Raw genomic sequence first — 23,044 nt, forward strand, 5'->3', positions numbered from 1 at the left:
TCCGTTAAGACAAACGGAGGGGCCGTCGCCCATCCTTCGCTACATCCTCACTATGACGACGCACATGAACAACTACATGACGGGGTCCCATGCGGCCATCGCATCGCTGAAAGACCAGCCCACCGTGACGGCATCATCCTCAGCCAGCCTGGCGGTCAACACCCGAGTGTCCTCCCAGCGACAACTACTACTCAACTTCGGACCCGACCAAGCAGTCAGCCCTATACGAACCACACAAGCAGACTCAAGACGCCCGTCAGAAATCCCCCGCCGACTGCCGCAACTTGTCCAGAGCCCGAGTCAGATCGGCTAGCTCGGCGTCTGTCAACCCGATGCCGGAGAAGACTTGAGCGTTAACCTGCCGCGTGGCTGCTTCGGCCGCTTCGCGCCCGGAAGGCGTAAGGGAAACCAACACCGCCCGGCGATCACTCGGGTGAGGGTCCCGGCGCACGAAGCCGTCCTTCTCCAACCTGTCAACGGCGTTGGTCACGCTCGTCGGGTGAACCTGCAGCCGCGATCCGATGACTCGCATCGGCAGTGCCCCGGTCTTGGAGAACCGAAGAAGCATCAGCGTCTCGTAGCGCGCGAACGTCAGCGAATGCTCCCGCAGCGCGGCGTCAACGCGCGCCAGTAGGATCTGCTGGGCCCTCATGATCGACGTCACCGCAACCATGCCTTCAGCGGCCTCGGTCCATCCGTGCTCCACCCAGTTGCGCCGCGCTTCGGCGATCGGGTCAAGCGGAAGTCGTCCGTTCAAGATCAAGCCCCCAAGTCAGACGTTGCGCCGGTATTGGCCGCCGACTTCGAAGAAGGCTTCGGTGATCTGCCCGAGCGAGCAGACCCTGACAGCGTCCATGAGAACTCCGAAGATGTTCTCACCTGACACAGCCGCGTGCTTCAACCTCTCCAGCTGGTCGGCGCAGGCTTGGGAATGACTCTGCTTGAAGTCGGCAACCCGCCGAAGCTGCGACTCCTTCTCCTCGGGAGTCGCTCGCATCAGTTCAACCGTCACCGGGGCCTCCTGCCTGGGGAGGGGCTTGAACGTGTTGACCCCAATCAGCGGCAGCGACCCGTCGTGCTTGCGCTGCTCGTACAGCATCGACTCGTCCTGGATGCGTCCACGCTGGTATCCGGTCTCCATGGCGCCCAGGACCCCGCCCCTCTCAGTGATGCGGTCGAACTCGTCGAGCACGGCCGACTCGACCAGATCCGTCAGCTTGTCGATGACGAACGAGCCCTGCTGCGGGTTCTCGTTCATCGACAGGCCCCACTCGTTGTTGATGATCAACTGGATGGCCAGGGCCCTGCGCACTGACTCCGGCGTCGGGGTAGTCACGGCTTCGTCGAATGCGTTTGTGTGCAACGAGTTGCAGTTGTCATACAGCGCGATGAGGGCCTGCAAGGTCGTGCGGATGTCGTTGAATGCCATCTCCTGAGCGTGCAGTGATCTGCCCGACGTCTGGACGTGGTATTTGAGCCGCTGCGAACGCGCGTTGGCACCGTATACGTCGCGCATGGCAACCGCCCAGATCCGTCGCGCGACCCGGCCCAGCACCGCGTACTCCGCGTCCATCCCGTTGGAGAAGAAGAACGACAGGTTGGGCGCGAAATCGTCGATGTCCATGCCGCGACCCAGGTACGCCTCGACATAGGTGAACGCGTTGGCGAGGGTGAACGCGAGCTGCGAAATCGGGTTCGCCCCGGCCTCGGCGATGTGATACCCCGAGATCGACACCGAGTAGAAGTTTCGCACTTCGTTCTCTATGAACCACTGCTGCACGTCCGCCATGCACCGCAGAGCGAATTCCGTGGTGAACAGGCAGGTGTTCTGCCCCTGGTCTTCCTTGAGGATGTCGGCCTGCACAGTGCCCCGGACCTTGCGGAGGACACCGCGCCGGATCGCCTCCGATTCCGACCCGGTCGGCTCGCGGCCCTCCCGTCGCTCGAAATCGGCGACGGCCTGAGCGATCGCTGTGTTGAAGAACATCGCGAGGATCGCCGGAGCCGGCCCGTTGATCGTCATCGAAACGCTGGTCGTCGGCGAAGTGAGATCGAAGCCGGAGTACAGCTCCAACATGTCATCCAATGTCGCGATGCTCACACCCGACGTCCCGATCTTGCCGTAGACATCGGGCTGCTCCGACGGATCGCGCCCGTAGAGAGTCACGGAGTCAAACGCCGTCGACAGCCTTGGTGCCTTCGCTTCCCCCGCCAGCAAGTGGAACCGGCGGTTCGTGCGGAACGGATCGCCTTCACCCGCGAACATCCGCGCCGGGTCCTCTTCGGTTCGCTTGAGTTCGAACACCCCCGCCGTGTAGGGGAAGCGGCCCGGCAGGTTCTCCCGGCGCAGCCAGGACAACGTGTCACCGTCGTCCCTGAAGTCCGGCAGAGCTACGCGGGGAACATGCGTTCCAGACAGAGTCTCCCGCGTCAGCGGCGTGACAATCTCCCGCTCCCCGTGCGTGATGATCAAGCTTTCCTGCTCGTATCGGCGAACCGTGTCAGGCCAGGCATCCAGCTCCGCCTTGTCCTCGTCGCTCATCATGATGTCGAGATCCGCGGCGCGCGAGATGAGGGCCCTCTTGGCGGCCGCTTCCGTGACCTCCGAGGCAGCGGTTCGCAGCGCCTGACGCCGATGCGCCAGCTCAGCCGCTTCCTGGGCAGCGTCGTGGTACGAACGAACAGCGGACGAGACCTCGGACAGATAGCGCACCCGGGACTCCGGAACAGCTCCGGCCGCGACCGTCGAGGTCTTGGCGCTGACGCTGGGTACGAGGCCGGATCCCGCCGGGAGCCCATGCTCGACCAACTGATCGCGCAGGAATCCGAACAAGGCGGTGACGCCATCATCGTTGAAGCGAGCGGCGCTGGTTCCGAAGACCGGCATGTCCTGCCATGGCTGTTCGAAGGCGCCGCGGTTCCTGACGAGCTGGCGGGCCACGTCGCGCCTGGCGTCTTCGCCACCGCGGCGTTCGAACTTGTTGATCGCTACGGCGTGGGCGAAGTCGAGCATGTCGATCTTCTCCAGCTGGGAGGCCGCCCCGAACTCGGGTGTCATCACATACAACGACACATCAGCGATGTCGACCAGCCCGGAGTCGCCCTGGCCGATGCCCGGAGTCTCGACGATGACCAGATCGTGCCCCGCGACAGCGCAGGCGCGGATCGAGTCGCGCAGGCCGCGCGGCAACTCGTGCTCTGCCCCGCGAGTCGCCATTGAGCGGAAGAAGACAGGGCCACCGGCGATGGAGTTCATGCGTATCCGGTCGCCGAGCAGAGCCCCGCCGCCTCGGCGCCTCGTCGGGTCGATCGCCAGGACAGCGATCCGCAGCTTGTCTTCATAGTCGGTCCGGAACCTGCGAACGAGTTCGTCGGTGAGTGATGACTTGCCCGACCCGCCGGTCCCAGTGATGCCCAGCACCGGCACGCGGCCGACGTCGAGCCACTCGTGCTCAGCCGGGTCCGGATGCCGCGCTTCAAGAACGGTGATAGCCCGAGCCAAGGCGCTGTCGTCGCCCGAGCGCAGCGACTCCGCGTCCAGCTTCGAGCCCTGCGCCAAGTCGACATCGCACGCGGCGATCATCGTGTTGATCATGCCCGGGAGTCCCATGCGCTGCCCGTCCTGCGGGCTGAAGATCTTCACACCGATCCGGGCCAGTTCTTCGATCTCGTCCGGGACGATCACGCCCCCACCACCCCCGAATACGCGCACGTGCGTCGCGCCGACGGAGTCGAGCAGTTCGCGCAGATACCTGAAGTACTCGATGTGGCCGCCCTGGTAGGACGAGATCGCAACGCCCTGAACGTCCTCTTCGATCGCGGCCCTGGCCACCTCGGCGGCCGAGCGGTCATGCCCGAGGTGGATGACCTCGGCGCCCTGCGTCTGCAGAATCCTGCGCATGATGTTGATAGCGGCATCGTGGCCGTCAAACAGGCTGGCTGCCGTGACGAATCGGACCGGGTGTTCGGGAACGTGCAGGGCCACTTCGCCTCCGGCCACTCGTCAGCGCAGATCGCGCCGCATTTCGTCGGACATCCGATTGTAGGACCTCCTACTATATCGCCGTCAAGCCAGCCCGAGCCTCCGATCTGTCTGCCCGACCTAGCTCAGTCGATGCTCCCCTTCGGGACGACCCATTCCGTCGCCTGGTCGGTCACGGCCGCTATCAGATCGAAGTCCGCGTCGTAGTGAAGGACTGCTCTTCCGGTTCGCTCCCCGGCAGCGGCGATCAGCAGGTCCGGTATCGCGCGTCCCTGATGGCCTTGCCCGGCCAGCACCATCTGTACGTGGTAGGCCCGCTCCCAGTCCCGGGCAACGATCTCGCACGGTGAGCCATACGCGGTGAACATGTTGTTCCGGTGGTCCCACTCGCGGATTCCCTTGCTGCCGAAGTTCACCTCCAGGGCGGTTACGAGCGTGTAGGAGAGCCTCCGCTCCTCCAGGAGTTTCTGAACCCTTTCGGCCGCCGACTCGGATCTCTCCAGTCGTCTTGATGAGATGACACTGGTATCCATCAAGTAGGACGTCAACGCCACGCTTCGGCCCTCGTGGCTTCGTCCAGGTCGAGCGCCTTCGCGATTTCCATAGACCGAGCAATCTGCGCGGCTCTGCCACGGCTTCGGCCAGCGAGCTCAAGGGACGCGTTAACCGTCTCCTTGATGGTCTTGGCGCCCAGCGCCAACTTCGCTTGCTCAAGGGCCTTGTCGTCAATATCGACCAGTCGCTTCATGACACGAGTATATACCCCGTTCGGCGATATATACCAGGCGGTATGACGCTAGATCGATTGCTCCACGTTCTCCAGCGCGCCCTCGTCGGCGGCAACTGTCGGCGGGAACGGATGCTCCGGATCCCGCCCGGCCAGGTACTTGGCGATCACGTAGATGGACGACACGACCGGCACCGCGATCAACGCACCGATCACACCCATCGTCAGGGCGCCTCCAGCGATGATCGTGACGATTGCGAGTGGATGCAGGTTCACGGCCCGACCCATCACGAGAGGCTGCAGGATGTCGCCGTCAACCGATCCGACGACGACAGTTAGCACGACGACGAGAATCGCCGTCACTAGTCCTTCCGTTGCCAGGGCCACGACCGCGGCCAGCAGGGTTGCGATGGGTGCCCCGATCACCGGGATGAACGCCCCCAGGAAGACCACGGCGGCCAGGGCTGGGGCAAGCGGGACCTTCAGGATCAGCAGACCTATGAAGACCAGTGCGGCGTCGGCGATGGCCACGACCACGACCCCTCTGGTGTAGCCAGCCAGGGTGCGCCATGCCAGCTGACCAGAGATGTCGGTCGCGGCGCGCGCTCGCTCGGGCACCCAGCTCAGTAGCCAGCGCCAGATGCTCTCCCCACTGGTCATGAAGAAGATGGTCGCGAACAAGAAGACCGATCCAGCCGTGATCACCGTGCCGAGCGTCCCCAGACTCGATGCGATGCCGCCGAGCATGTCCTTGCCCACGTTCGTCAGCCACTGCTGCACCGATTGAGTCAGGTTCGTCAGAGTCTCACCGGTCAAACCAAGCGGGCCGTGCTGTAGCCAATCCTCAACTTGATTGATCCCTGAGGTCACGGAACTTGCCAGCGCGGATCCCTGTTCGATGATCGACCGAACTACCAGCGCCAAGATGAATATGGACACCCCGGCGATCAACACCAGGGCAAGAACAACCGCCACTGCCTTGGGCAAAACGCGAGCGAACAATCGGGCAACAGGCCCGGCGAGCGCCGTGACGAAGAGCGCCAAGAACAGCGCCAACGACACCGGTCCGATCAGGAAGACGAACCAGAGCACGACCGCCAGAGCAACCGCAACGACCATGAGACGAGCCAGCGTCCCGGACAACGCCACCAGCATCGGAGGGACGCCGAGCGGCGCGACCGTGGCGACAGCTAGTGCGGGGGGACCACCGGGCTCAGCGATCCGATGGGCTCCGTCAGGCAGCCCGTCCGGCTGCGCTACTGGCAGATCCGATTCCGCCACAACAAACACCTTCTTCAGCCGCCGTTTCGCTCTCCCGCGCCATGATTCCACTCACAGTTCGGACTTCGGGGCGGATTGGGAAACCTCCCGCAACAGGTAGTCAACGGCCGCCGCCGCCAGCAGCCGGGCACCGATAGCGACACAACGCTCGTCTACATCGAACATCGAGTTGTGCAGATCGAGGTAATCCGGCGAGCCAGGTCGATGCGTGCCCAGCCGCGCGAAGGCACCCGGCACGGACTCCGTCATCCATCCGAAGGAGTCGCCGCCCCAGGAATGCCCCGTCTTGACAACAGAGCCACGCCCCAGCAGTGAGCGCCCGACGCGGGCCAAAGTCCGGGTCGCCTCAGCGTCGTTGACTACGGTCGGCACGCCGCGCACGTATCGCAGCTCCCAGTTGGCACCCGAGCTGCCAAGCACTTCCTCCATGGACTCCCGCAGCGCCTGTTCGGCCTTTGGCCAGACCAGTGGGTCCCTCGTCCTCAGCGACCCCCTGATGACCGCCTTCGTGGGGATGACGTTCGCAGCCGACCCGGAGTGAATCGACCCAAAGACCAATCTGACGCCGTCTCGCCCCCCCATGCGCTCCGACACCGCCACGGGCAGTCGCTCAACAACTCGCGCCGCCTCCTCCACGAGGTTCACAGTCAGCTGCGGCCGCGCGGTGTGGCCGCCCGGCCCGCGAAGCGTGACTTCGACGAGGTCCGAGGCCGACGTGATGGCACCGATCCGGCAGCCGATAGTCCCGACGTCGAGTTTCGGATCGCAGTGAACCGCGAATATCCTGCTCACTCCCGTCAGCCATCCATGCTGGACAATCTCGATCGCTCCGCCGGGCACTGACTCCTCACCGGGCTCGAATATCAACCGCACACGACCCGGCAACAAGCCCTTGTCCGCCAGGGACTTCAGCGCCAACCCAGCTCCCAGCACAGCGCTGGTGTGCACGTCATGCCCGCACGCGTGAGCAGCCCCCGGAGTTCGTGACCTGTACGGAACGTCCTTGCCGTCCTCCATAGCCAACGCGTCCAGTTCCGCCCTGAGAGCGACAGCATCTGCTTCGTCATCACCTATGTCGCAGATGAGCCCAGTCCCCGACCCCAAGCGGCGTGGCTGTAACCCCTCCAGTGACAGCCGCTCCATCACCGCGTCCGTCGCGGCCACCTCGGCGAAGCTGATCTCCGGGGAGGCGTGCAGAAGTCTGCGAAAAGCGATGAGATCTGACTCGTGTCCTGCGATCACGTCACAGGCGGCCCGTATGATCGCTTCCTCGTCGGGACTCAGTAGCGGCTCCCGCGCCGAGCGTGGCTCGGGAGATTCGGCAGGTCGAAGCACGCTACCCACCAGGCCGATCGGTCTCGAATTCCCGCACTAGCAACGACACAACGTCCCGCAGGGTTCCACCTCGCTCGATCACCGCGCGCTGGCGTGCATAGCTGGCGCCGTTGGCGAGAATTTCCCGAACTGAGCTCAGTTCCGCCACACAGTTGAGCTTCTCGGCTGTCGGCATGAGCGTGTCGATGAGCTTGCCAATCTCATCGCGGATCGGGAGCAAGCGGCCATCAGGCTCCACGAGCTGGGCCTCCAGGCCCCATCGCGCGGCTCGCCACTTGTTCTCCCGGATAACCCATCCGAAGGGCTCGCCTGGCGCACGTCCGGCCGTGATCGCCTCATCGAGATAGTCGACTAGGCACTGAGCCATCGCCGCCAGCGCGGTCGCCTCGCGCAAGGTGGCCATACCGTCGGACATGCGGAACTCCAGGGTTCCGAACAGGACGTGCGGGCGCATGTCCCACCAGATCTCCCGGATCGAACCGATCGAGTCGGTAGCCAGCATCGCGTCGATGAAGACCTCGAACGCGGACCAGTCTGGGAAGTACGCCGGCAGTCCGGCCGTCGGCAATGCCTCGAAGATCTTCGTCCGGACGCTCGCGAGCCCGGTATCCTCCCCCTCCCAGAACGGACTCGCGGCCGATAGCGCGACGAAGTGCGGCAAGTACGCCATTAGGTCGTTCATGATTTGGATGGCCTGCTCGGCGTCACCCACACCAACGTGGAAGTGGACACCGTGGATCTGCAGTCTTCGCGCTGGCCACTGGACCCGATCCACAAGCTGCTGGTAACGCTCGCTTGGGCTGCGAATGAGCGTCTTGGGGTCCGCGAACGGGTGAACCCCACCGCCCATGAGCGCGAGTCCGCGAGGCTCGAGCACCGTGTTCAGTTCCGCGACTGTCGCCAACAGGTCAGCGTGTGCCTCGGCGGCGGTGTCGCAGATGCCTGTGATGATCTCGATCGTGGACAGGAACAACTCGTGCTTGGCCTTCGGGTGCTCCTCGCCGGGGGTGTCGACCGTGAGCGCATCGATGATCTCGGTCGCGGCAGGGACCAGCTCGCCTGTCTCCCGGTCCACGATGCCGAGTTCGACTTCGACGCCGAGCGTGCGCGCCGGGGACGGATGGAACTCGATCGCCACCGAACCTCCCTCGGCCTGTTCCGGCAGTACGCCACAGCGTACCCACGCCGTAAGTCGGTAGCCTGCGTGAATGAGTGAGTCACCGGCCGCCTTCCGCGCCGCCGGGTCGACGCCAGCCATCGCGCGAGGTCCGGCGGGACACGCCGCGGTCGCCGCCGGCAGCGGCGATGCCGCACTCGCAGCGGCCACGGTTCTGCGCGCGGGAGGCAACGCCGTCGACGCCGCACTGGCCGGAACGCTGGCCGCGTGCCTATCCGAGGTCGTGTTCACCAGCCTCGGCGGCGGCGGCTTCCTGATGATCCGGCAGCCTGACGGAGAGCATCACCTTCTGGACTTCTTCGTCGACACTCCGGGGCTGGGCGGCAACGAGGCGCACGACCCGCCGGTGTTCACGCCGGTCATCGTGCACTACCCCGGCATCGACCAGGTCTTCCACATCGGTGCGGGATCGGTCGCCGTTCCGGGGGCCCTCGAAGGACTACTAACGGCGAACGACCGCTTCGGCAGAATCTCGCTGGCCGAGATAGTGCGTCCCGCAGCCAACCTGGCGATTTCAGGAAGCGTGCTCGAACCCCTGCAAGCCGTTGTGCTGGAACTCGTGCGCGAGATCATGTCGTTGACGCCCGACTGCGCTGGGTTGATCCAAACCCCGACCGGCTACGCCCGGACAGGAGACCGGTTGTTCAACCCCGCGTTCGCCAGGTTCCTGCGGCTGATCGGCGAAGGCGCCGTGACCACACTGTCCTCGCCGCCGTTCGCCGGGCCGCTGCTCGAACTCATGCGTGCGCTGTCCGGGCACATCACGGCTGAAGACCTGGCCACGTACTCGGTCCACATCAGGGAACCGCTGCGAGTTGCCCGCAATGGATTCGGGATCGCGCTCAACGCCCCGCCTGCCTTCGGCGGCGCCATTGTCGCCGATGCCCTCGCCCGCTTGAGCCCCATCGACGGTGGGGTGGAATCCTGGAGCCGTGCTGTTGAGGCCCTGGCCGCGGCGACTGAAGCGAACCGAGTGGCCGACATCAAGGCCGGCATTCCGCACGTGACCGAGGGCACGACTCACATAAGCGTTGTGGACGCCGACGGTCAGGTCGCGTCGATGACGACATCCAACGGATCCGGCTCGGGGCTCCTGATCCCTGGAACCGGAATCCACCTGAACAACATGCTGGGCGAAGAGGACTTGAACCCACGCGGCTTCCATGTCATGTCACCCGGCATCCGGATGGGATCGATGATGGCGCCGACGATCCTTTCGCATCCAGACGGGTCAGTCACGGGTCTAGGTACCGGCGGCAGCGAACGAATCCGGTCCGCGCTCATGACGACGCTGCTGCGCATGACGGACCTGGGCTGCTCAGCCGCCAAGGCCGTCGCCTGCCCCCGGATGCACGCCCAGGCGGACGGCGTGCAACTTGAGCCTGGGTGGGACCCGGAACTGCCGACGGCGCTGGGCGGCCCGGTCAACATCTGGGACGAACCGAACTTGTTCTTCGGGGGAGTCCACGCCGTCACTAGGTGGTCCGACGGGTCCGTTCAAGCGGTCGGAGATTCCCGCCGCGGAGGAGCGACTGCCGTCGTCCCGGTGTGAGTTGTTCACCGGCGCCGGAGTCGGCGGCGACTCGCCGCTGCGAACGCGCGAGCCCCAAACCCTCAGGACTCGGGCTTGGGGACTTCAGCCGCGAACTCGACATCCACGCGGTCGCTCACCCGAAGCCCGCCGAGCATCTGAGCATACGGCCGGAGCCCGAAATCCGACTGCTTCACGGATGTCGCCCCCGACAGTCGCCTGGGGAATCGCCCCGCCCAGGTCCCGGGTCCCTTGGTCGGCCCTGCGGCTTCAAGCCTCACGCCGCAGGCTCCGACCTGGGGACCCGGGACCCGTCAAGCGATCGCCGAGCCGTGAAACCGGCGTCTGGGAAGGACTTGGCCATCAGTACCCGCATCGCGTTCGACTTCACGAGGGCACGATCGGCCCGCGTGAGAGGTGTGACACCGCCTTCCGCCTTGCGAACCTCGAACCCAGACAGCTTCACGGTCAACTCGGCCCGGACAGGGAGCTCATCCTTGAGCTCAACCCGCGCTGTCCAGTCAGTCAGCGCGATGGTCATCCGATGGCCGAGCTTAGCTAGCCGACCCTCGACGCCGGTCCTGAGCAGCAGGAGACCGCTCTCCGCGCCGAAGCTGAGAGAGGTCATGCTCCCGCCCCCACTCGCCGCGCACACAGCACGAGACCAGGCTAGTCCGCGCCCCCACGCGCACTCTCAAGCGTCGTCGCTCGTCGCCTAGCTCACTCGCTCTTGCCCAGCGTCACATTCACATCGCGGCTTCGTCCGTCGCCCCGGACCGTGAGCACGACCTCGTCGCCGACGCCACGGTCCCGGATCGCGACGATCAGCTCAGTAGCGTCAGCCACGTTCTTTCCGTCGATCGCGACAATCACATCGCCGACCTCAAGTCCGGCCTCGGCCGCAGGTCCACCCCGCGTGACGCTCTCAACCCGCGCGCCGGGGCCTGAGAAGGCCCTGTCGACGGTGACGCCAATGATCGGGGTAGAAGACGAGCCTGTGGCGATCAGCTCATCGGCGATTCTCTTGGCTGAGTCGATCGGGATCGCGAACCCCAGCCCGATGGAGCCAGCAGCCGCGCCCGCGCCGCCGCCGCCCAGGCTGGCGATCGCGGAGTTCACACCGATGACGCGCCCTTCTCCGTCAACAAGCGGACCACCGGAGTTGCCGGGGTTGATGGCAGCGTCAGTCTGGATCGCGCTCATGAACGAGCTCTCGCCGCCGTCGCCACCGGACGTGACGGGCCGGTCAAGCGCGCTGACGATGCCCGACGTCACTGTGCCTTGCAAGCCCAGAGGGGATCCGAACGCGATCACCGTGTCGCCCACCTTGACGCCAGCGCTGGATCCGAGGGTCACGACCGGCAGGTTCGTGCGATCCACCTTGATCACGGCCAGGTCGTACCCCGGGCTGCTCCCAATGAGCTTGGCGTCGGCCGTGGATCCGTCCTCGAAGGTGACACCGAGCTGCCCGGCGCCGCCGGCCACGTGGTTGTTGGTGAGGATGTAGCCGTCCGAGCGGATGATGAATCCGGTGCCAGTGCCTTGTCCTTGGCCTGAGGCGGCAGAGATCTTGACCACGGACGGACTCACCGCCGCGGCCACGGCCGCGATCGACCCGTCTGCTGGCGAGGACGCGCTTCCCCCGGGCACGACTGAGGACGCGACCGCAGGAGCCTGGCCTTGGGCCACGGTGTAGCCGACAGCACCGCCCACACCCCCAGCGACGACAGACATCGCCGCCCCGGCCACGATCAGACGCCAACCGCGTCCGCCCTTGGGCTCGCGCGCCTTCTGGCCTGGGACAACCGTCCCGAAGCCGCCGCCGACCGTCGCCGTTCCCGCGTCGCCGCCCTGAACCGGGTCGCCGCTGGGTGGATCCCACCAATGCGTGTCTGGGAATACGATCGTGTCGGTGCCCTGCACACCGCTGCCCGCGCTTCCGTCGTTCTCGTCCATAGTGTTTGTCCTCCCGACATCAAGGGAACATCGGCTCAGCCCGTGATGTAACCCCTCCCCGGGATCCCGAACACTCCGCTTACAAAACCGTGACCGAAGGGTGATCTCGCGGCCGTGGCGCTCTGTTGTGCTGACGAACGGCCGCCAGTCGGCCTGAGGCATGCTGGACCAGTGGGCGGTGAATCAGAGGACCAGGAACCTGACGACGCCCGGGCCGCGCAAGTCGCCGAGGCTCGTGACCATCTGGAAGCCGAACGCCGAGACGGCTCGATCGGTTCGATCGCGCGAGCCCAGGCCGTACTCGCCGCCGCCTACGCGCTCGCGGGTCAGCATGAGGACAGCGTGAGCGAATACGACGCACTGCTGGACTACTTGTCGATAGCGAACGCGGAAGGCAGCCAAGAGCATCAGCGTTGGACCCGAATCATGTCGCCCTCGGCTCCGCGGCCAGGCCCGGACGACATCGACCTGAATCTGCTGGCGACCGTCGCTGTCATCCATAAGGCCGAATCGCTGATCCTTCTGGGACGCAGAGAGCAAGCCCGCGCGGCCCTCGATCTGGCGGAGCAGGGCTGCCGTGGATTGACGAAGCGCGGAATCCGCAGGCATGTCCGCGCGCTCAGGCAAAGGCTGGAGGACGCGCGGCAGCCTGTAGCCGCGGACACAGGGTCTTCCCAGCCCGATCTGACCGCCGAGGAGCAAGTGGCGGCCGCCGATGATCTGTTGGGTGAGGGTCGGCACGACGAAGCCGCACTAGTGGCCCTGTCGGCCATAGCCAGGAGTGACAGCGTGTCAACCCGCGCGCGGGCCCGCCACGTGCTGGGCATGGCGCTGGAAGAGGCGGGGCGGACCGCCGATGCCATACCGGTCCTGGACGCGGCCTTCGACGACTACTTGACTAGCGGCCAACCCCAACAGGCAGCGGAGCTCGCGGGCTCACTGGCGTGGAAGCTCACCGACATCGGTAAGCGCGAGGGGGCTGTGGCCACAATGCGCAAGGCCGTCCAGGCCGCGAGAGCCGCCGCGGATCAACGCCTTCGTGCGCGCCTGCTCGTTGATTTGGGTTCCATGCTCGACAGCCACGGCGAGCAAGATCCAGCGATGCGTTCGTTCGACGACGCACTTTCGGTGGCTGAGGGCCTTCCTGACGCTGAACTCGCCGCCAATGCGCGCCACGGCGTCGCGGTTCTGCTGGCCAACCACCGTGGCGCAGATCCCGAGCAGGCGGTGGAGGCCCTGTCACTGCTGGATCGTTGCCGCGCCGAGTACCTTCAGGCCGGGGTCGAAGATCGGGCGGCGGGCTGCGACCACGAAGCGGCCGCACTGCTGGGTCGGCTCGGCTCATTCGAGGCTGCCAAAGCGCGGTACGTGCGAGCGCTAGACACCTACCAGAATATGCCAAACCAGCCTGACCTGTCCGACGCGAAGGATGACTGCCACCGCAACCTGGCGGCGCTGCGTCACCTGCCAGAAGCCCCGGACATCTCGCCTGCCCAAGAGCTGTTCCTCAGCGGAGGGCACTCGATGAGACACGGTGCCGCGGCCACATGATTGACATCCCGCGCGCTCAGTTCGAGGATCTCGTGGCCACAGCGCTCGACTCGATTCCTGACGAGCTCGCCAGCCTCGTCGACAACGTGGTCATCTCTGTGCAGGACACTCCGCCGCCGGGCCAACGTCTCCTGGGCCTCTACAAGGGCATCCCTTTGACGCAGCGTGGCTACTGGTACGCCGGGGCGCTCCCGGACGCCATCACGATCTACCGCATTCCAATCTTGCGCACCTGCGGCTCGGAGGCTGAGGTCATCGAGCAAGTCCACATCACTGTGGTCCACGAGATCGCCCACCACTTCGGCATTGGCGACGAGCGGCTTCAACAGTTGGGTTACGGCTGAGCCGCCGTTCACGGGAATCAGCTATCGTCGGCTCATGAGATCCCCGAGAAGCACCCGCGGTCTTGTCACCCTGGCCGCGGCAATCGTGACAGCGTCCAGCGCGATCGCGGCTCAAGCACCAGCAAGCGCGGACATCGTCATCGGCGATGGCCTCGCCGGCGTATCGCTGGGCATGACTCCAGCGCAAGTCAGAGGCGTTCTAGGCAAGCCAAAGCGCGTCGTCAAGGGGACCAACGAGTTCGGCCGGTACCGCGTCTTTCGATACCCGCACAAGGTCCGGATCACGATCATGGGACGCAGTGTCATCACCACATGGACGACGGGCCGCTACGAGCGCACGGCTACGGGCGTAGGCGTCGGATCCACAGCTCGGCAGGTTCGTGCCGGCGTCCCCGGCGTCGTATGCGAGAAGATCGCGGGGATTAGGTACTGCCACGTCGGCGACTACAACCCCGGGGAGACGGTCACGGAGTTCAAGATCAAGCACCGCGTGGTCAAGCGCGCGCTGGTGGGCAGGGTCATCGACTAGCGCCGCCCGGCGATCATCCAGCGTCGTGCGCGGCAGCGCGGCGTAACCGGTCCCGGACAGCGACGGCCGCTCCTGACGAGCCAGTTGGCGGGACAGCGACGACGACCGCCAGGTCCAGGTAGTCGGCTTCCCGCAGAGCCCTGTACAGATCACGGGCATACTCACGCGCATCCCGCGGCGCGATCAGGCGGACGACTCCGTCGGGCCGCGGCTCATCGGCCAGCGCGAGAAACCCAATACGTGATGGGGGCGTGCCAGCCCCGGCCAGCCCGCTCACAATCTGACTCGCGTCTCCAGCATCAGCCAGCACGAGCCGGGCGTTGGGCGCGTAGTGCGATCGAAGACCGCCGGGAACGCGCGGAGCACGCGAGGACCCAGCGGTCAAAGGTCCGATCAGCGCCTCTACCTGCTCGACCCCGATCGCGCCGGGGCGCAGAATCCGCCCCGCTGGGCCTGTGCAATCGACGATGGTCGACTCCACTCCTATCCGACAAGCCCCACCGTCCAGGATCAGATCCGTCGCAGCGTCCAGACGCTCGCCGATGTCGGCTTGAACATGCTCCGCGGTCGTGGGGCTGACCCGCCCGAACCGGTTGGCCGACGGCGCGGCGATACCACCACCGAACCGCTCTAGCACGGCCTGCGCGACTGAATGATCCGGCGCCCGGAGCGCCACTGTGGTCTGACCACCGGTAACGAAATCGCCGACAGCGGCCGAGCGGGCGAGTATCAAGGTCAAAGGACCAGGCCAGAACGCGAGTGCGAGCCTGCGCGCGTAGTCCGGGATGTGGACCGCCCAGGCCTCCAGTTCAGTACCGGACGCGATGTGAACGATCAAGGGATGGTCCGCCGGGCGCCCCTTGACCGCGTACACGCGAGCAACCGCGCGCGGGTTCCGCGCATCTGCCCCGAGGCCATAAACGGTCTCCGTCGGAAGCGCCACCAACCCGCCTGACGCCAGTCGCTCCGCTGCCGCCTCGACGCCCGCGCCATCGGCCTTCGTGATGGCGATCAGGCCTGGCGAGCTCATGGGAAGATTGTCCTCCGCCCGAAGTGGCGGTGGCTCACCCGCCACTGTCTCGCGGGATCTCGGGGCCTTGCGTTGGATCTTGGCGGTACCCTCACTTATGCTGGGTCGGCACCCAACGGCTTTCGGCCGGCGGGGCCGCACTTGGCCCCCATCGTCTAGAGGCCTAGGACGCCGCCCTTTCAAGGCGGTAGCACGGGTTCGAATCCCGTTGGGGGTACGCCTCTCTTCAAGGCCCTGTAGCGCAGTTGGTTAGCGCGCCGCCCTGTCAAGGCGGAGGTCGCGGGTTCAAGTCCCGTCAGGGTCGCGCGGCCCGGCATGCCCGGCGCCGAGGCCAGGTAGCTCAGTTGGTACGAGCGTCCGACTGAAAATCGGAAGGTCGACGGTTCGATCCCGTCCCTGGCCACTCCGATGAGACGGATATGGGCGAGACTCGTCCACACACTCCGCCACAGGCCGTTTGGCGTCTTGCCCCCCAAGTAGGATGCGGTCCCATGAGCCCATGGACGCCCAGCGGCCCGAACCTCGTGATCGAGGCGGACAACATGAACGTGTTGCCCAAGCTGCCCGACGGGGCTTTTCGCATGATCTACCTGGATCCGCCCTTCAACACAGGGAAGGTGCAGAAGCGCCAATCTCTGCGAACGACACAGTCAGCCGTCGGAACCCGGGTTGGCTTCAAGGGGCAAACCTACGAAACGATCAGAGGCCAAGTCACCTCGTACAACGACTCGTTTGAGGACTACTGGGCCTTCCTGGAGCCGCGCCTGGAAGAGGCCTGGCGGCTGCTGGCGTCGGATGGCACGCTCTATCTGCATCTGGACTTTCGGGAAAGCCACTACGCCAAGGTGCTCCTGGACGCCCTATTCGGTCGTGGCTGCTTCCTGAACGAGATCATCTGGGCCTACGACTACGGAGCCCGGAGCAGCAAGAAATGGCCCGCCAAGCACGACAACATCCTCGTTTACGTCAAGTCAGCACAGGGCTACTACTTCAACAATGAGGCCGTTGACCGAGAGCCGTACATGGCACCGGGCCTGGTCACGCAGGAGAAGGCGGACAGGGGCAAACTGCCTACCGATGTTTGGTGGCACACCATCGTGTCGCCCACCGGCAAGGAGAAGACGGGCTACGCCACGCAGAAGCCCGAGGGAATAGTCCGCCGAATGGTGCAGGCAAGTTCCCGACCGGGGGATTGGGTAATGGATTTCTTCGCTGGCAGCGGAACCCTAGGCGCGGTTGCCGCACAGCTGGATCGACGCTTCGTCCTAGTCGACAACAATCCCGAAGCGATCGACGTCATGGAGGCACGACTCGGGCGCGGGTCGCACCTCTGGCAAGACAAGCTAGCGGTGCTGCGGAAGCAGGACTGAGATGACTGGGGGCCTTGTCATCGCTGGCCAGGGCGTCCGGGATATGGGTCGATGCGGACCAGGAACCTGACAAAACGGGCAGGTAGACCCTTGACTGACTAGCTTCCGGTGACAGGAGCCAGCGGCGCTGAACCTGTAGCGTATGCACCGACATGCACGCGAATCCTGAACGCCCTGTGAGATCAGCCCCCCGAATTGGAACGCCGGTGCTGAACAAGGCCGACTTCGAAGAAGAGATGCTCACCGAGTGCGGGCGGTTCCCGGGCGAGGAGATCTCGGTGATCCGCATTGACCTGAACGGCTCCGAGTCGGGCCCCCTCCCGGAATGGGTGAACGTGACCCCGACAGCCGTCGCTGAGGCGGTGCTTGTCCTGCAGCGTCAGGTCCGCACGAAAGACACCATCGGCAGGATCGGCGACCATGAGCTGGCTGTGCTCATCGCCGACCTTCCATCCCGGGACAAACTCACATCTGCCACGAAACGCATTCGGGCAGCGCTAAGCGAATGGGCCGCGGTGGGTCCAGCGGGAGTGCCCACGGACGCGCTCGTCTGGCTGACGTCAGCAGGACCCGGCGAACGCCAGCCCCATTCCGGCGTGATCTGACAATGTGATCTCGTGAGCCCGGAAGCCCAAGATCAGGCCGATTCGGTCCCTCCGCGAGCCGCCCTCGTCCTGACAGCCCTGCTTCTGGGCGCTGTCGTCGCGAACATCAATCTGAGCATCGCCAACGTCGCTCTTCCGGACATCGGACGCGAGCTCGGAGCATCGCAAGCACAGTTGACCAACATCGCCACCGGATTCACCCTCGCCCTGGCATCAACCGTGCTGTACCTCGGAGCGATCGCGGACGTGTACGGCCGCAAGCTGATGTTCTTGCTGGGCGCCGCATTGAGCGTGCCGACCGCACTGCTAGCCGCCTACGCGCCCAATCCGACGGTGCTAGCCGGAGCTCGCTTCCTCGGCGGCCTCGCAGCGGCGATGCTGTTCCCAACCACGCTGTCGCTGATATCGGCATTGTTCAGCGGAGGCGCCAGAACCCGAGCCGTGGCCTTGTGGTCGGGTGTCGGCGGGGGCTCGGCCGTGCTCGGAACGCTCTTGGGCGGAATCCTGCTGGCCCGCCTCTGGTGGGGCTCGGTGTTCCTCGTGACAGCACCCATCGCGGTCATCGTCCTGCTGCTGGGCATTTGGGTTCTACCGTCCAAAGCTGGAGAAGCCGCCACAGCCGTTGACCACGCAGGCGGAGTGCTTTCCTTCGTGGCCGTGGCGTCGCTCGTCCTCGGGCTAGAAACGCTGGCAAACGGGCTGTCCGCGACCTTGATGAGCATGCTGCTCGTGGCCGTCGCAGCCGGACTGCTGTTCTTCCGCAGGCAGCGCCGTGCGCCACGCCCGCTGATCGACATGGCAGAGACGCGGCCGCGCACATTCTGGGTCTCAGCACTCGCCGGGACGATCGGGTTCGGGTGCCTGATCGGATCGATGTTCATCGGACAGCAGTTCACTCAGAATGTCCTGCACTACACGCCATTGGATGCCGCGCTAGTCACACTGCCCGCCGGCCTCTTGATGATCCTCGCCTCCTTCCCAGCCGCCACGCTGATCGCCAAGAAAGGCGGGCGGGTGACGATGTCTTTGGGTCTGTGCGGCTTCCTCGCGGGATTCGCGATCATGCTGCTGCTTTGGCACCCGGGCGCGAGCGTGCTCGTCATCGTTAGCGCCTACGGGTTCGCTGGCTTCGGCGCAGGACTCACGATGGCGTCAGCCTCACACTCGCTCATGGCCTCGCTGCCGATCGCGAGAGGCGGAATGGGATCGGCGTTCCTGGATCTGACGAGGGACTTCGGCGGCGCGATCATGAACGCGATCATGGGCACTGTGCTGGCGGTCTTCTACGCCGCCTCGCTGATGGCGAGGTTCCGAGAGCTGCCACCCGCCGAGGCGTCGAGCATTAGCCAAAGCGTTGGGCGCGAGATGACCTCCTCTTACGCAGGAGCCGAGCAGGTGGCTTCGGGCTACCCTGACCATGCCCAGGCCATCATCCAAGCCGCCAGCCAGGCGTTCACCGAAGGCAAGTCGGCAGCACTAGCAGTCGCCCTGGTGTTGTCGGGGCTGGCTTTAGTACTCCTGCTGGTCAAGTACCCCAGGCGCGCGGACGAGGAAGCGTTCTTCGCCGAAGTCGAGGCCAACGATCCTCAGCGTCCGTCAGCGAGCCCCGGGGACGCTAAACCGGCATGATGATCTCATGCGCTGGCCCAAGCTCCCCGACTCGATCAGGAGTTTCACGACCGACCCAGCGGTCCGGGTAGGAATCCTCCAGGCCACTTCGAGCATCGCCCCGGCCTACTCACGGGGACTTCTCCCGCGCACCCCATCACAGCAAGCGGCGGTCGTCGGCGTCACCGCTACCGCCTACTACGCCGTCGGCGCGACTTTCTGGTCAGGCCTGTCCAGCGTGATGGCTGGCACGCCAGGGCACCGGGCTGGACAGAAGGCCCTCCTGGCCGGTGCGGCTGTAGCAGGAGTGGCGGGGTTCGTCGCCGAGCGGAAACTGCGGCCCCGCTCCGGGGACAACTTGGCCTTCGCTGCCGCCTGGACGACCTCGAGATTCATGGCGACAACGGGACTCGCCGGCGGGCTGGTGACCGCCGGGGACGTTCTGCTGCACCGGACAGTGGGCATGAAACCCAGCATCGCCACGACCTTGGCACTCGACATCGCCGGCGGAACGGCGATGGCGGCTGGATCGCTGGCGCGAGGGATCAGCCGGGCGCACAAGTACGGCATGATCGAGCCTGACCGGGCCGCCGTGCGCCATCTGCGCGGCCCGAAGGCGTACGTGACCGCTGGCGCGATCTCGGTCGGAACCGTAGTAGGCATCGCCGGTGTCGCCGTCGCCGAACAAACCGCCGCCCGCGGCATTGACGCGGCGTTCACCAAGCTGGCGCGCACGGACCTGGGCGAGGCTGGCATTTACCTGTCCCACTGCATCACCGGAGCCGCACTATCCGCTGCGGCCATCGCGGCTCTGAACAAGGTTCGCAAGCGGACCCAGCGGGTAGGCGACGTCGTCGAACCCGCGTACCCGTCTCCTCCGACTTCTCAGCATGTCTCGTGCGGACCGCGTAGCCAGGTCGACTTCGAAGCCATAGGCAAGGAGGGCCGCCGGTTCGTGCTGATGGCACTAGCCGCTCCGCAAATCAGCTCCGTGATGGACGAGGACGCGATCAATCCCGTTCGCGTGGTGATACCTCCCCAGGAGTCGCTGGAGGCCGCTGCTCAGACTGCCGTCAACGAACTGGAGAGCCTGGGAGGCTTCGACAAGTCCGTGATCGTAGTGGCTGCGCCGACCGGTGTGGGATACGTCAGCTACGTCGTGACCGAAGCCATGGAGTACCTAACTCGGGGAGACTGCGCCACCGTGGTGCCCCAGTACGCGCTCCTTCCGTCCGCATTGGCGCTGAACCGCACGCAAGACGGAACTCGGCTGCAAACCGCGGTACTCGAGGCCATCTCCGCGCGAGTCCGGGCCATGCCCACGTCGCGGCGGCCCAGAATCGTGCAGTTCGGCGAGAGCCTCGGCGCGCAGGTCGCGCTCGACGTCGCTGCCGGAGCCGGGATTCCTGGCCTGGACGCACTCGACGTTGACAGCGGTCTGTACCTGGGTGTGCCCTTCCGAAGCAGCACCTGGCTGGCGTGGCGCCACGACCCAGGCGAGATCGACCCCGACGGCAGACTCGTGTTGGCGGCGGATCCGTTGCTCATCCCCGATGCGCCGGGAATGCACCTCATGGTCGTACACGACGACGACCCGGTGAACAAGTTCAGCTACTCCATGGTCATAAAGCGCCCATGGTGGTTCGGCGAGCCGTCAACGCGCCCGCCGAAGGTCCCCAGGGAAACGCTGTTCCGTCCAATCGTCAGCCTGGTAATCGCCATGGCGGACCTCATGAACGGGATGGACCAGAAGCCGGGCCACTTCACCAGGACTGGCCACGACTACCGTGTTGACGCTCGGGCAGCGCTTCAGAAGTCTTTCAACCTGTCGTCCACTCCGGAGCAAGCCGATCGCATCGAGCAGGCACTCAGGGACCGCGAACAGATGTGGGCGCAAACCAGACTTGTGGCCAAGACCGCCGCGAAGGCCGTCGCGAGTATCCAGCGCACGCTGAACCGGTGGGGCGAGAGCACGGTGTCGTTGAGACTGGCGGACTCGGAGCTGGACCTGCCGCCTCAGATCACGACGCTGATGCAGAATCTGGGGCGTACGGCTGTTGGCCGCCTCGGGTCCAGCGGTCCGGCGAGCTGAGCAGACTGCCCGCCTGACGGCTGGCGATCAGAATCGATGGCGGTTCCGGCTCGGGCCGAGTGCGGCGGTGGGTCAGCGACGCGTTTCGACGCGAGGCCCGGAAAGATTGATCGTGCGCTGACCGGGACGGACCTGCTGCTGCGGCTGCCCCAGCTGGCGCGGAACTGGCGGACTCGGCGCGGTTGGGCGGACCGGAATCGGACGGGGCACCGCATGCCTCTCGGCGAACTCCACAGCGGGCGACGATTCGCGCGTTTCGGATGTCCCGTCGAGCAATCGGTAGACCTCTTCGGCGCGGTACCTGCGGTGCCCGCCGAGCGTGCGTATTGAGGTCAGCTTGCCTGACTTGGCCCAACGAGTGACAGTCTTGGGATCAACTCGGAAAAGAGCCGCCACCTCTGACGGCGTCAGCAGAGCATCTACATCCGCAGGTCTTCCGGCCATCGATTCCTCCTCGACGCAGCGGCTGGTCGGTCCCTTGCTGGGCCTTGCTAACGGCCATGCCGTGGTGAGAATGTCGCACACGTCGCGCGCGACGGCAACCCATTACTAACAATCCGTCAGTTTCCATGTACTATTCCCCCGCCTTGGAGGCTGGCGTGGTGGTACTTCGCCTCACACGCCTGGGCCGACGTACCGTGGTCCCTCACGTCTTGCGGGCGCGAAGTGATGCCCCGGTGCCTCACGTCTTGCGAGCTCGTGGGACTTGCGCTACTTCCCTTGGGTCAATCGGTTGATTGACGACTGTGGTGCTTCCTGAGCGATGTGCCGGGCGGCGGCGAGGGCCTCGGTCTTGGCTTTGGCCAGGTCGAGCAGTCGGGTCTGGATGGTGTTGATCTGCCGGGTCAGGTCGGCCGGGTTCGGCAGCCTCGGGCCGGTCAGCATCCGCCGAGCCGTCTCGCGGCCATGCCGATCTTGCCTTCCATGATAGGCGAGCTTCCCCCCACCAGGAGGTCACGCGCTCAAAGAAGCTGAGGCACCACCACCCGCCACGCGCTCAAAGTAGCTGAGGCACGTCGTTGCGTTGTGCCGGGATGTAAACGATTGTAAACTAACCACCTGGAGGTGGACTGGACGCATGGCGCCGCGCACATGTGGGACAACCACGGCGTAACCGTGGACCAGGCGTCCGAGGCGATCGCTGACGTTGATGCCCTGCTGTACGACCCGGACCCCAAGAGCAAGTCGGGCGGGAGCGCACGGCTGATGGGGTACTCGGCAAGCCGTCGGCACGTCCTGGTTGTGATTCTGGTCCGCCGTGAGGACAGGCCCGGTGCCTGGTGGGGTGCCAACGGGTGGGGTGCCAACGCCGCCGACGCCGACACCTACCGGAAGGAGAACGGAAGATGACAAACCAAGCAGATGACGTCAAGAACATCGCGGTTGAGGCGGACGCAACTGCGGAGTCCCCGATGCCAGTTGGGTCAGCGCCGACCCGGCCCAACAAGTCAGTCCCAGTGGCTGTCCGGCTCACCCCACAGGACGCGGCCGCGATCGACGATCTCGCCGCTGCGATGAACGTGCCGGTGTCCACCTTGATCCGTGGGTGGATCCGCCAAGGGTTGGCCGTCAAGAGCGAGACAACGATCGACTCCGCGCTAGACCAGATCGCGGCGGACGTGCAGCGTCTCCGCGAACTCGTAGCCTAGGAAGAGCGTCGCAGCCCGCCAACGCCGGTGCGGCGAGCTCGGGCACCGGCGGAGCCGCCCCCGCCGGGCGGTTGGTTGGCTGCCGGTTACCGTTGTTCATGCCGTCAAACATCCCATTGACCCTGCCAGAGATCGCCGCTGAGGCGGAGAGGGTTCTGACCGAGGCGGGACCTCTGACTGAAGACGAGCTCATCGACGCCCTTGCCGCCAGCGTTGAGCTAGGTGACGATCCGGAGTTCGCGTTCGAGGAGATGATGGACTCTGGCTTGGAGCCTTT

22 protein-coding genes, 3 tRNA genes and 1 pseudogene are annotated in these 23,044 nt (G+C 65.4%); 13 read left to right on the forward strand and 13 right to left on the reverse strand.

Annotation, left to right across the window (positions count from 1 at the left end):
- Positions 1 to 256: 256 nt before the first annotated feature.
- The 7 genes from Q8P38_11780 to Q8P38_11810 all read right to left on the reverse strand — a co-directional run bounded on the left by Q8P38_11780 (position 257) and on the right by Q8P38_11810 (position 8,463).
- Positions 257 to 757, reverse strand: coding sequence for a MarR family transcriptional regulator (locus Q8P38_11780; protein ID MDP4015281.1), 501 nt, complete (start codon positions 755 to 757; stop codon positions 257 to 259).
- 15 nt (positions 758 to 772) lie between these two features.
- Positions 773 to 3,985 (reverse strand): methylmalonyl-CoA mutase family protein, encoded by a 3,213-nt coding sequence (locus Q8P38_11785; protein MDP4015282.1) that lies wholly within the window; start codon positions 3,983 to 3,985, stop codon positions 773 to 775.
- 122 nt (positions 3,986 to 4,107) lie between these two features.
- Positions 4,108 to 4,536, reverse strand: coding sequence for a hypothetical protein (locus tag Q8P38_11790; protein MDP4015283.1), 429 nt, complete (start codon positions 4,534 to 4,536; stop codon positions 4,108 to 4,110).
- Positions 4,527 to 4,730: a hypothetical protein gene (locus Q8P38_11795; GenBank protein ID MDP4015284.1), complete on the reverse strand. Its 204-nt coding sequence runs from the start codon at positions 4,728 to 4,730 to the stop codon at positions 4,527 to 4,529. The genes Q8P38_11790 and Q8P38_11795 overlap by 10 nt, the downstream gene beginning before the upstream one ends.
- Positions 4,731 to 4,778: 48 nt before the next feature.
- On the reverse strand, positions 4,779 to 5,990 hold the full coding sequence (locus Q8P38_11800; GenBank protein ID MDP4015285.1) for an AI-2E family transporter: 1,212 nt from the start codon (positions 5,988 to 5,990) through the stop codon (positions 4,779 to 4,781).
- A gap of 51 nt (positions 5,991 to 6,041) precedes the next feature.
- Complete coding sequence (locus Q8P38_11805; GenBank protein MDP4015286.1) at positions 6,042 to 7,325, reverse strand: amidohydrolase; 1,284 nt, start codon at positions 7,323 to 7,325, stop codon at positions 6,042 to 6,044.
- Position 7,326: 1 nt separating this feature from the next.
- Positions 7,327 to 8,463: a glutamate--cysteine ligase gene (locus Q8P38_11810; GenBank protein ID MDP4015287.1), complete on the reverse strand. Its 1,137-nt coding sequence runs from the start codon at positions 8,461 to 8,463 to the stop codon at positions 7,327 to 7,329.
- A gap of 70 nt (positions 8,464 to 8,533) precedes the next feature.
- On the opposite strand from Q8P38_11810, the gene Q8P38_11815 reads away from it, so the two are divergent.
- Positions 8,534 to 10,054, forward strand: a complete 1,521-nt coding sequence (locus Q8P38_11815) for a gamma-glutamyltransferase (protein ID MDP4015288.1) — start codon at positions 8,534 to 8,536, stop codon at positions 10,052 to 10,054.
- Positions 10,055 to 10,116: 62 nt separating this feature from the next.
- On the opposite strand, the gene Q8P38_11820 is transcribed toward Q8P38_11815, so the two are convergent.
- The 3 genes from Q8P38_11820 to Q8P38_11830 all read right to left on the reverse strand — a co-directional run bounded on the left by Q8P38_11820 (position 10,117) and on the right by Q8P38_11830 (position 11,989).
- On the reverse strand, positions 10,117 to 10,230 hold the full coding sequence (locus tag Q8P38_11820) for a YceI family protein (protein ID MDP4015289.1): 114 nt from the start codon (positions 10,228 to 10,230) through the stop codon (positions 10,117 to 10,119).
- Between the two features lie 80 nt (positions 10,231 to 10,310).
- The gene (locus Q8P38_11825; protein MDP4015290.1) at positions 10,311 to 10,661 is read right to left on the reverse strand and encodes a hypothetical protein; all 351 of its coding nucleotides are present in this window, start codon (positions 10,659 to 10,661) and stop codon (positions 10,311 to 10,313) included.
- Positions 10,662 to 10,753: 92 nt separating this feature from the next.
- Positions 10,754 to 11,989: a trypsin-like peptidase domain-containing protein gene (locus Q8P38_11830; protein MDP4015291.1), complete on the reverse strand. Its 1,236-nt coding sequence runs from the start codon at positions 11,987 to 11,989 to the stop codon at positions 10,754 to 10,756.
- Between the two features lie 171 nt (positions 11,990 to 12,160).
- Between Q8P38_11830 and Q8P38_11835 the strand changes: the two genes are divergently transcribed.
- Genes Q8P38_11835 through Q8P38_11845 form a run of 3 tightly spaced genes read left to right on the forward strand, consistent with a single transcriptional unit; the run spans position 12,161 to position 14,413 of the window.
- Entirely contained in the window at positions 12,161 to 13,540 is a 1,380-nt protein-coding gene (locus Q8P38_11835; protein ID MDP4015292.1) for a hypothetical protein, read from the forward strand.
- Positions 13,537 to 13,884, forward strand: coding sequence for a metallopeptidase family protein (locus Q8P38_11840; GenBank protein MDP4015293.1), 348 nt, complete (start codon positions 13,537 to 13,539; stop codon positions 13,882 to 13,884). Before Q8P38_11835 ends, Q8P38_11840 begins: the two co-directional genes overlap by 4 nt.
- 34 nt (positions 13,885 to 13,918) lie before the next feature.
- Positions 13,919 to 14,413, forward strand: coding sequence for a hypothetical protein (locus Q8P38_11845; GenBank protein MDP4015294.1), 495 nt, complete (start codon positions 13,919 to 13,921; stop codon positions 14,411 to 14,413).
- A 13-nt stretch (positions 14,414 to 14,426) separates the two neighbouring features.
- Here the strand turns inward: Q8P38_11845 and Q8P38_11850 are convergent, their stop codons facing one another.
- Complete coding sequence (locus tag Q8P38_11850) at positions 14,427 to 15,443, reverse strand: L-threonylcarbamoyladenylate synthase (GenBank protein MDP4015295.1); 1,017 nt, start codon at positions 15,441 to 15,443, stop codon at positions 14,427 to 14,429.
- A 144-nt stretch (positions 15,444 to 15,587) separates the two neighbouring features.
- Here Q8P38_11850 and Q8P38_11855 point away from each other — a divergent pair.
- From Q8P38_11855 to Q8P38_11885, 7 genes are all read left to right on the forward strand, one after another.
- Positions 15,588 to 15,660, forward strand: a tRNA-Glu gene (locus Q8P38_11855).
- 13 nt (positions 15,661 to 15,673) lie between these two features.
- Positions 15,674 to 15,747 (forward strand) — tRNA-Asp (locus Q8P38_11860).
- Between the two features lie 25 nt (positions 15,748 to 15,772).
- Positions 15,773 to 15,846 (forward strand) — tRNA-Phe (locus tag Q8P38_11865).
- An 88-nt stretch (positions 15,847 to 15,934) separates the two neighbouring features.
- Positions 15,935 to 16,813, forward strand: a complete 879-nt coding sequence (locus tag Q8P38_11870; protein MDP4015296.1) for a site-specific DNA-methyltransferase — start codon at positions 15,935 to 15,937, stop codon at positions 16,811 to 16,813.
- Positions 16,814 to 17,019: 206 nt separating this feature from the next.
- Complete coding sequence (locus Q8P38_11875; protein MDP4015297.1) at positions 17,020 to 17,418, forward strand: hypothetical protein; 399 nt, start codon at positions 17,020 to 17,022, stop codon at positions 17,416 to 17,418.
- Positions 17,419 to 17,430: 12 nt separating this feature from the next.
- Positions 17,431 to 19,047, forward strand: a complete 1,617-nt coding sequence (locus Q8P38_11880) for an MFS transporter (protein MDP4015298.1) — start codon at positions 17,431 to 17,433, stop codon at positions 19,045 to 19,047.
- Between the two features lie 7 nt (positions 19,048 to 19,054).
- Complete coding sequence (locus tag Q8P38_11885; protein ID MDP4015299.1) at positions 19,055 to 21,118, forward strand: alpha/beta-hydrolase family protein; 2,064 nt, start codon at positions 19,055 to 19,057, stop codon at positions 21,116 to 21,118.
- A 264-nt stretch (positions 21,119 to 21,382) separates the two neighbouring features.
- On the opposite strand, the pseudogene Q8P38_11890 reads toward Q8P38_11885, so the two are convergent.
- Positions 21,383 to 21,562: pseudogene (locus tag Q8P38_11890) on the reverse strand (BldC family transcriptional regulator).
- Between the two features lie 267 nt (positions 21,563 to 21,829).
- Positions 21,830 to 22,003 (reverse strand): hypothetical protein, encoded by a 174-nt coding sequence (locus tag Q8P38_11895; protein ID MDP4015300.1) that lies wholly within the window; start codon positions 22,001 to 22,003, stop codon positions 21,830 to 21,832.
- Between the two features lie 180 nt (positions 22,004 to 22,183).
- Between Q8P38_11895 and Q8P38_11900 the strand changes: the two genes are divergently transcribed.
- Both Q8P38_11900 and Q8P38_11905 read left to right on the forward strand, forming a co-directional pair.
- A complete protein-coding gene (locus Q8P38_11900; protein ID MDP4015301.1) occupies positions 22,184 to 22,468 on the forward strand; it encodes a hypothetical protein in 285 nt (94 codons plus the stop codon).
- Positions 22,465 to 22,767, forward strand: coding sequence for a hypothetical protein (locus tag Q8P38_11905; GenBank protein MDP4015302.1), 303 nt, complete (start codon positions 22,465 to 22,467; stop codon positions 22,765 to 22,767). The genes Q8P38_11900 and Q8P38_11905 overlap by 4 nt, the downstream gene beginning before the upstream one ends.
- Positions 22,768 to 23,044: the final 277 nt, after the last annotated feature.

Source organism: Candidatus Nanopelagicales bacterium (genome assembly GCA_030700225.1).
Lineage (GTDB): Bacteria > Actinomycetota > Actinomycetes > S36-B12.

Excerpts from the sequence above, each read along its gene's own strand:
- Q8P38_11905 (MDP4015302.1), top strand. The coding sequence starts at position 22,465 with ATGACAAACCAAGCAGATGACGTCAAGAACATCGCGGTTGAGGCGGAC.
- Q8P38_11815 (MDP4015288.1), top strand. The coding sequence starts at position 8,534 with ATGAGTGAGTCACCGGCCGCCTTCCGCGCCGCCGGGTCGACGCCAGCC.
- Q8P38_11795 (MDP4015284.1), bottom strand. The coding sequence starts at position 4,730 with ATGAAGCGACTGGTCGATATTGACGACAAGGCCCTTGAGCAAGCGAAG.
- Q8P38_11840 (MDP4015293.1), top strand. The coding sequence starts at position 13,537 with ATGATTGACATCCCGCGCGCTCAGTTCGAGGATCTCGTGGCCACAGCG.
- Q8P38_11845 (MDP4015294.1), top strand. The coding sequence starts at position 13,919 with ATGAGATCCCCGAGAAGCACCCGCGGTCTTGTCACCCTGGCCGCGGCA.
- Q8P38_11885 (MDP4015299.1), top strand. The coding sequence starts at position 19,055 with ATGCGCTGGCCCAAGCTCCCCGACTCGATCAGGAGTTTCACGACCGAC.
- Q8P38_11850 (MDP4015295.1), bottom strand. The coding sequence starts at position 15,443 with ATGAGCTCGCCAGGCCTGATCGCCATCACGAAGGCCGATGGCGCGGGC.
- Q8P38_11830 (MDP4015291.1), bottom strand. The coding sequence starts at position 11,989 with ATGGACGAGAACGACGGAAGCGCGGGCAGCGGTGTGCAGGGCACCGAC.
- Q8P38_11895 (MDP4015300.1), bottom strand. The coding sequence starts at position 22,003 with ATGCTGACCGGCCCGAGGCTGCCGAACCCGGCCGACCTGACCCGGCAG.
- Q8P38_11825 (MDP4015290.1), bottom strand. The coding sequence starts at position 10,661 with ATGACCTCTCTCAGCTTCGGCGCGGAGAGCGGTCTCCTGCTGCTCAGG.
- Q8P38_11870 (MDP4015296.1), top strand. The coding sequence starts at position 15,935 with ATGAGCCCATGGACGCCCAGCGGCCCGAACCTCGTGATCGAGGCGGAC.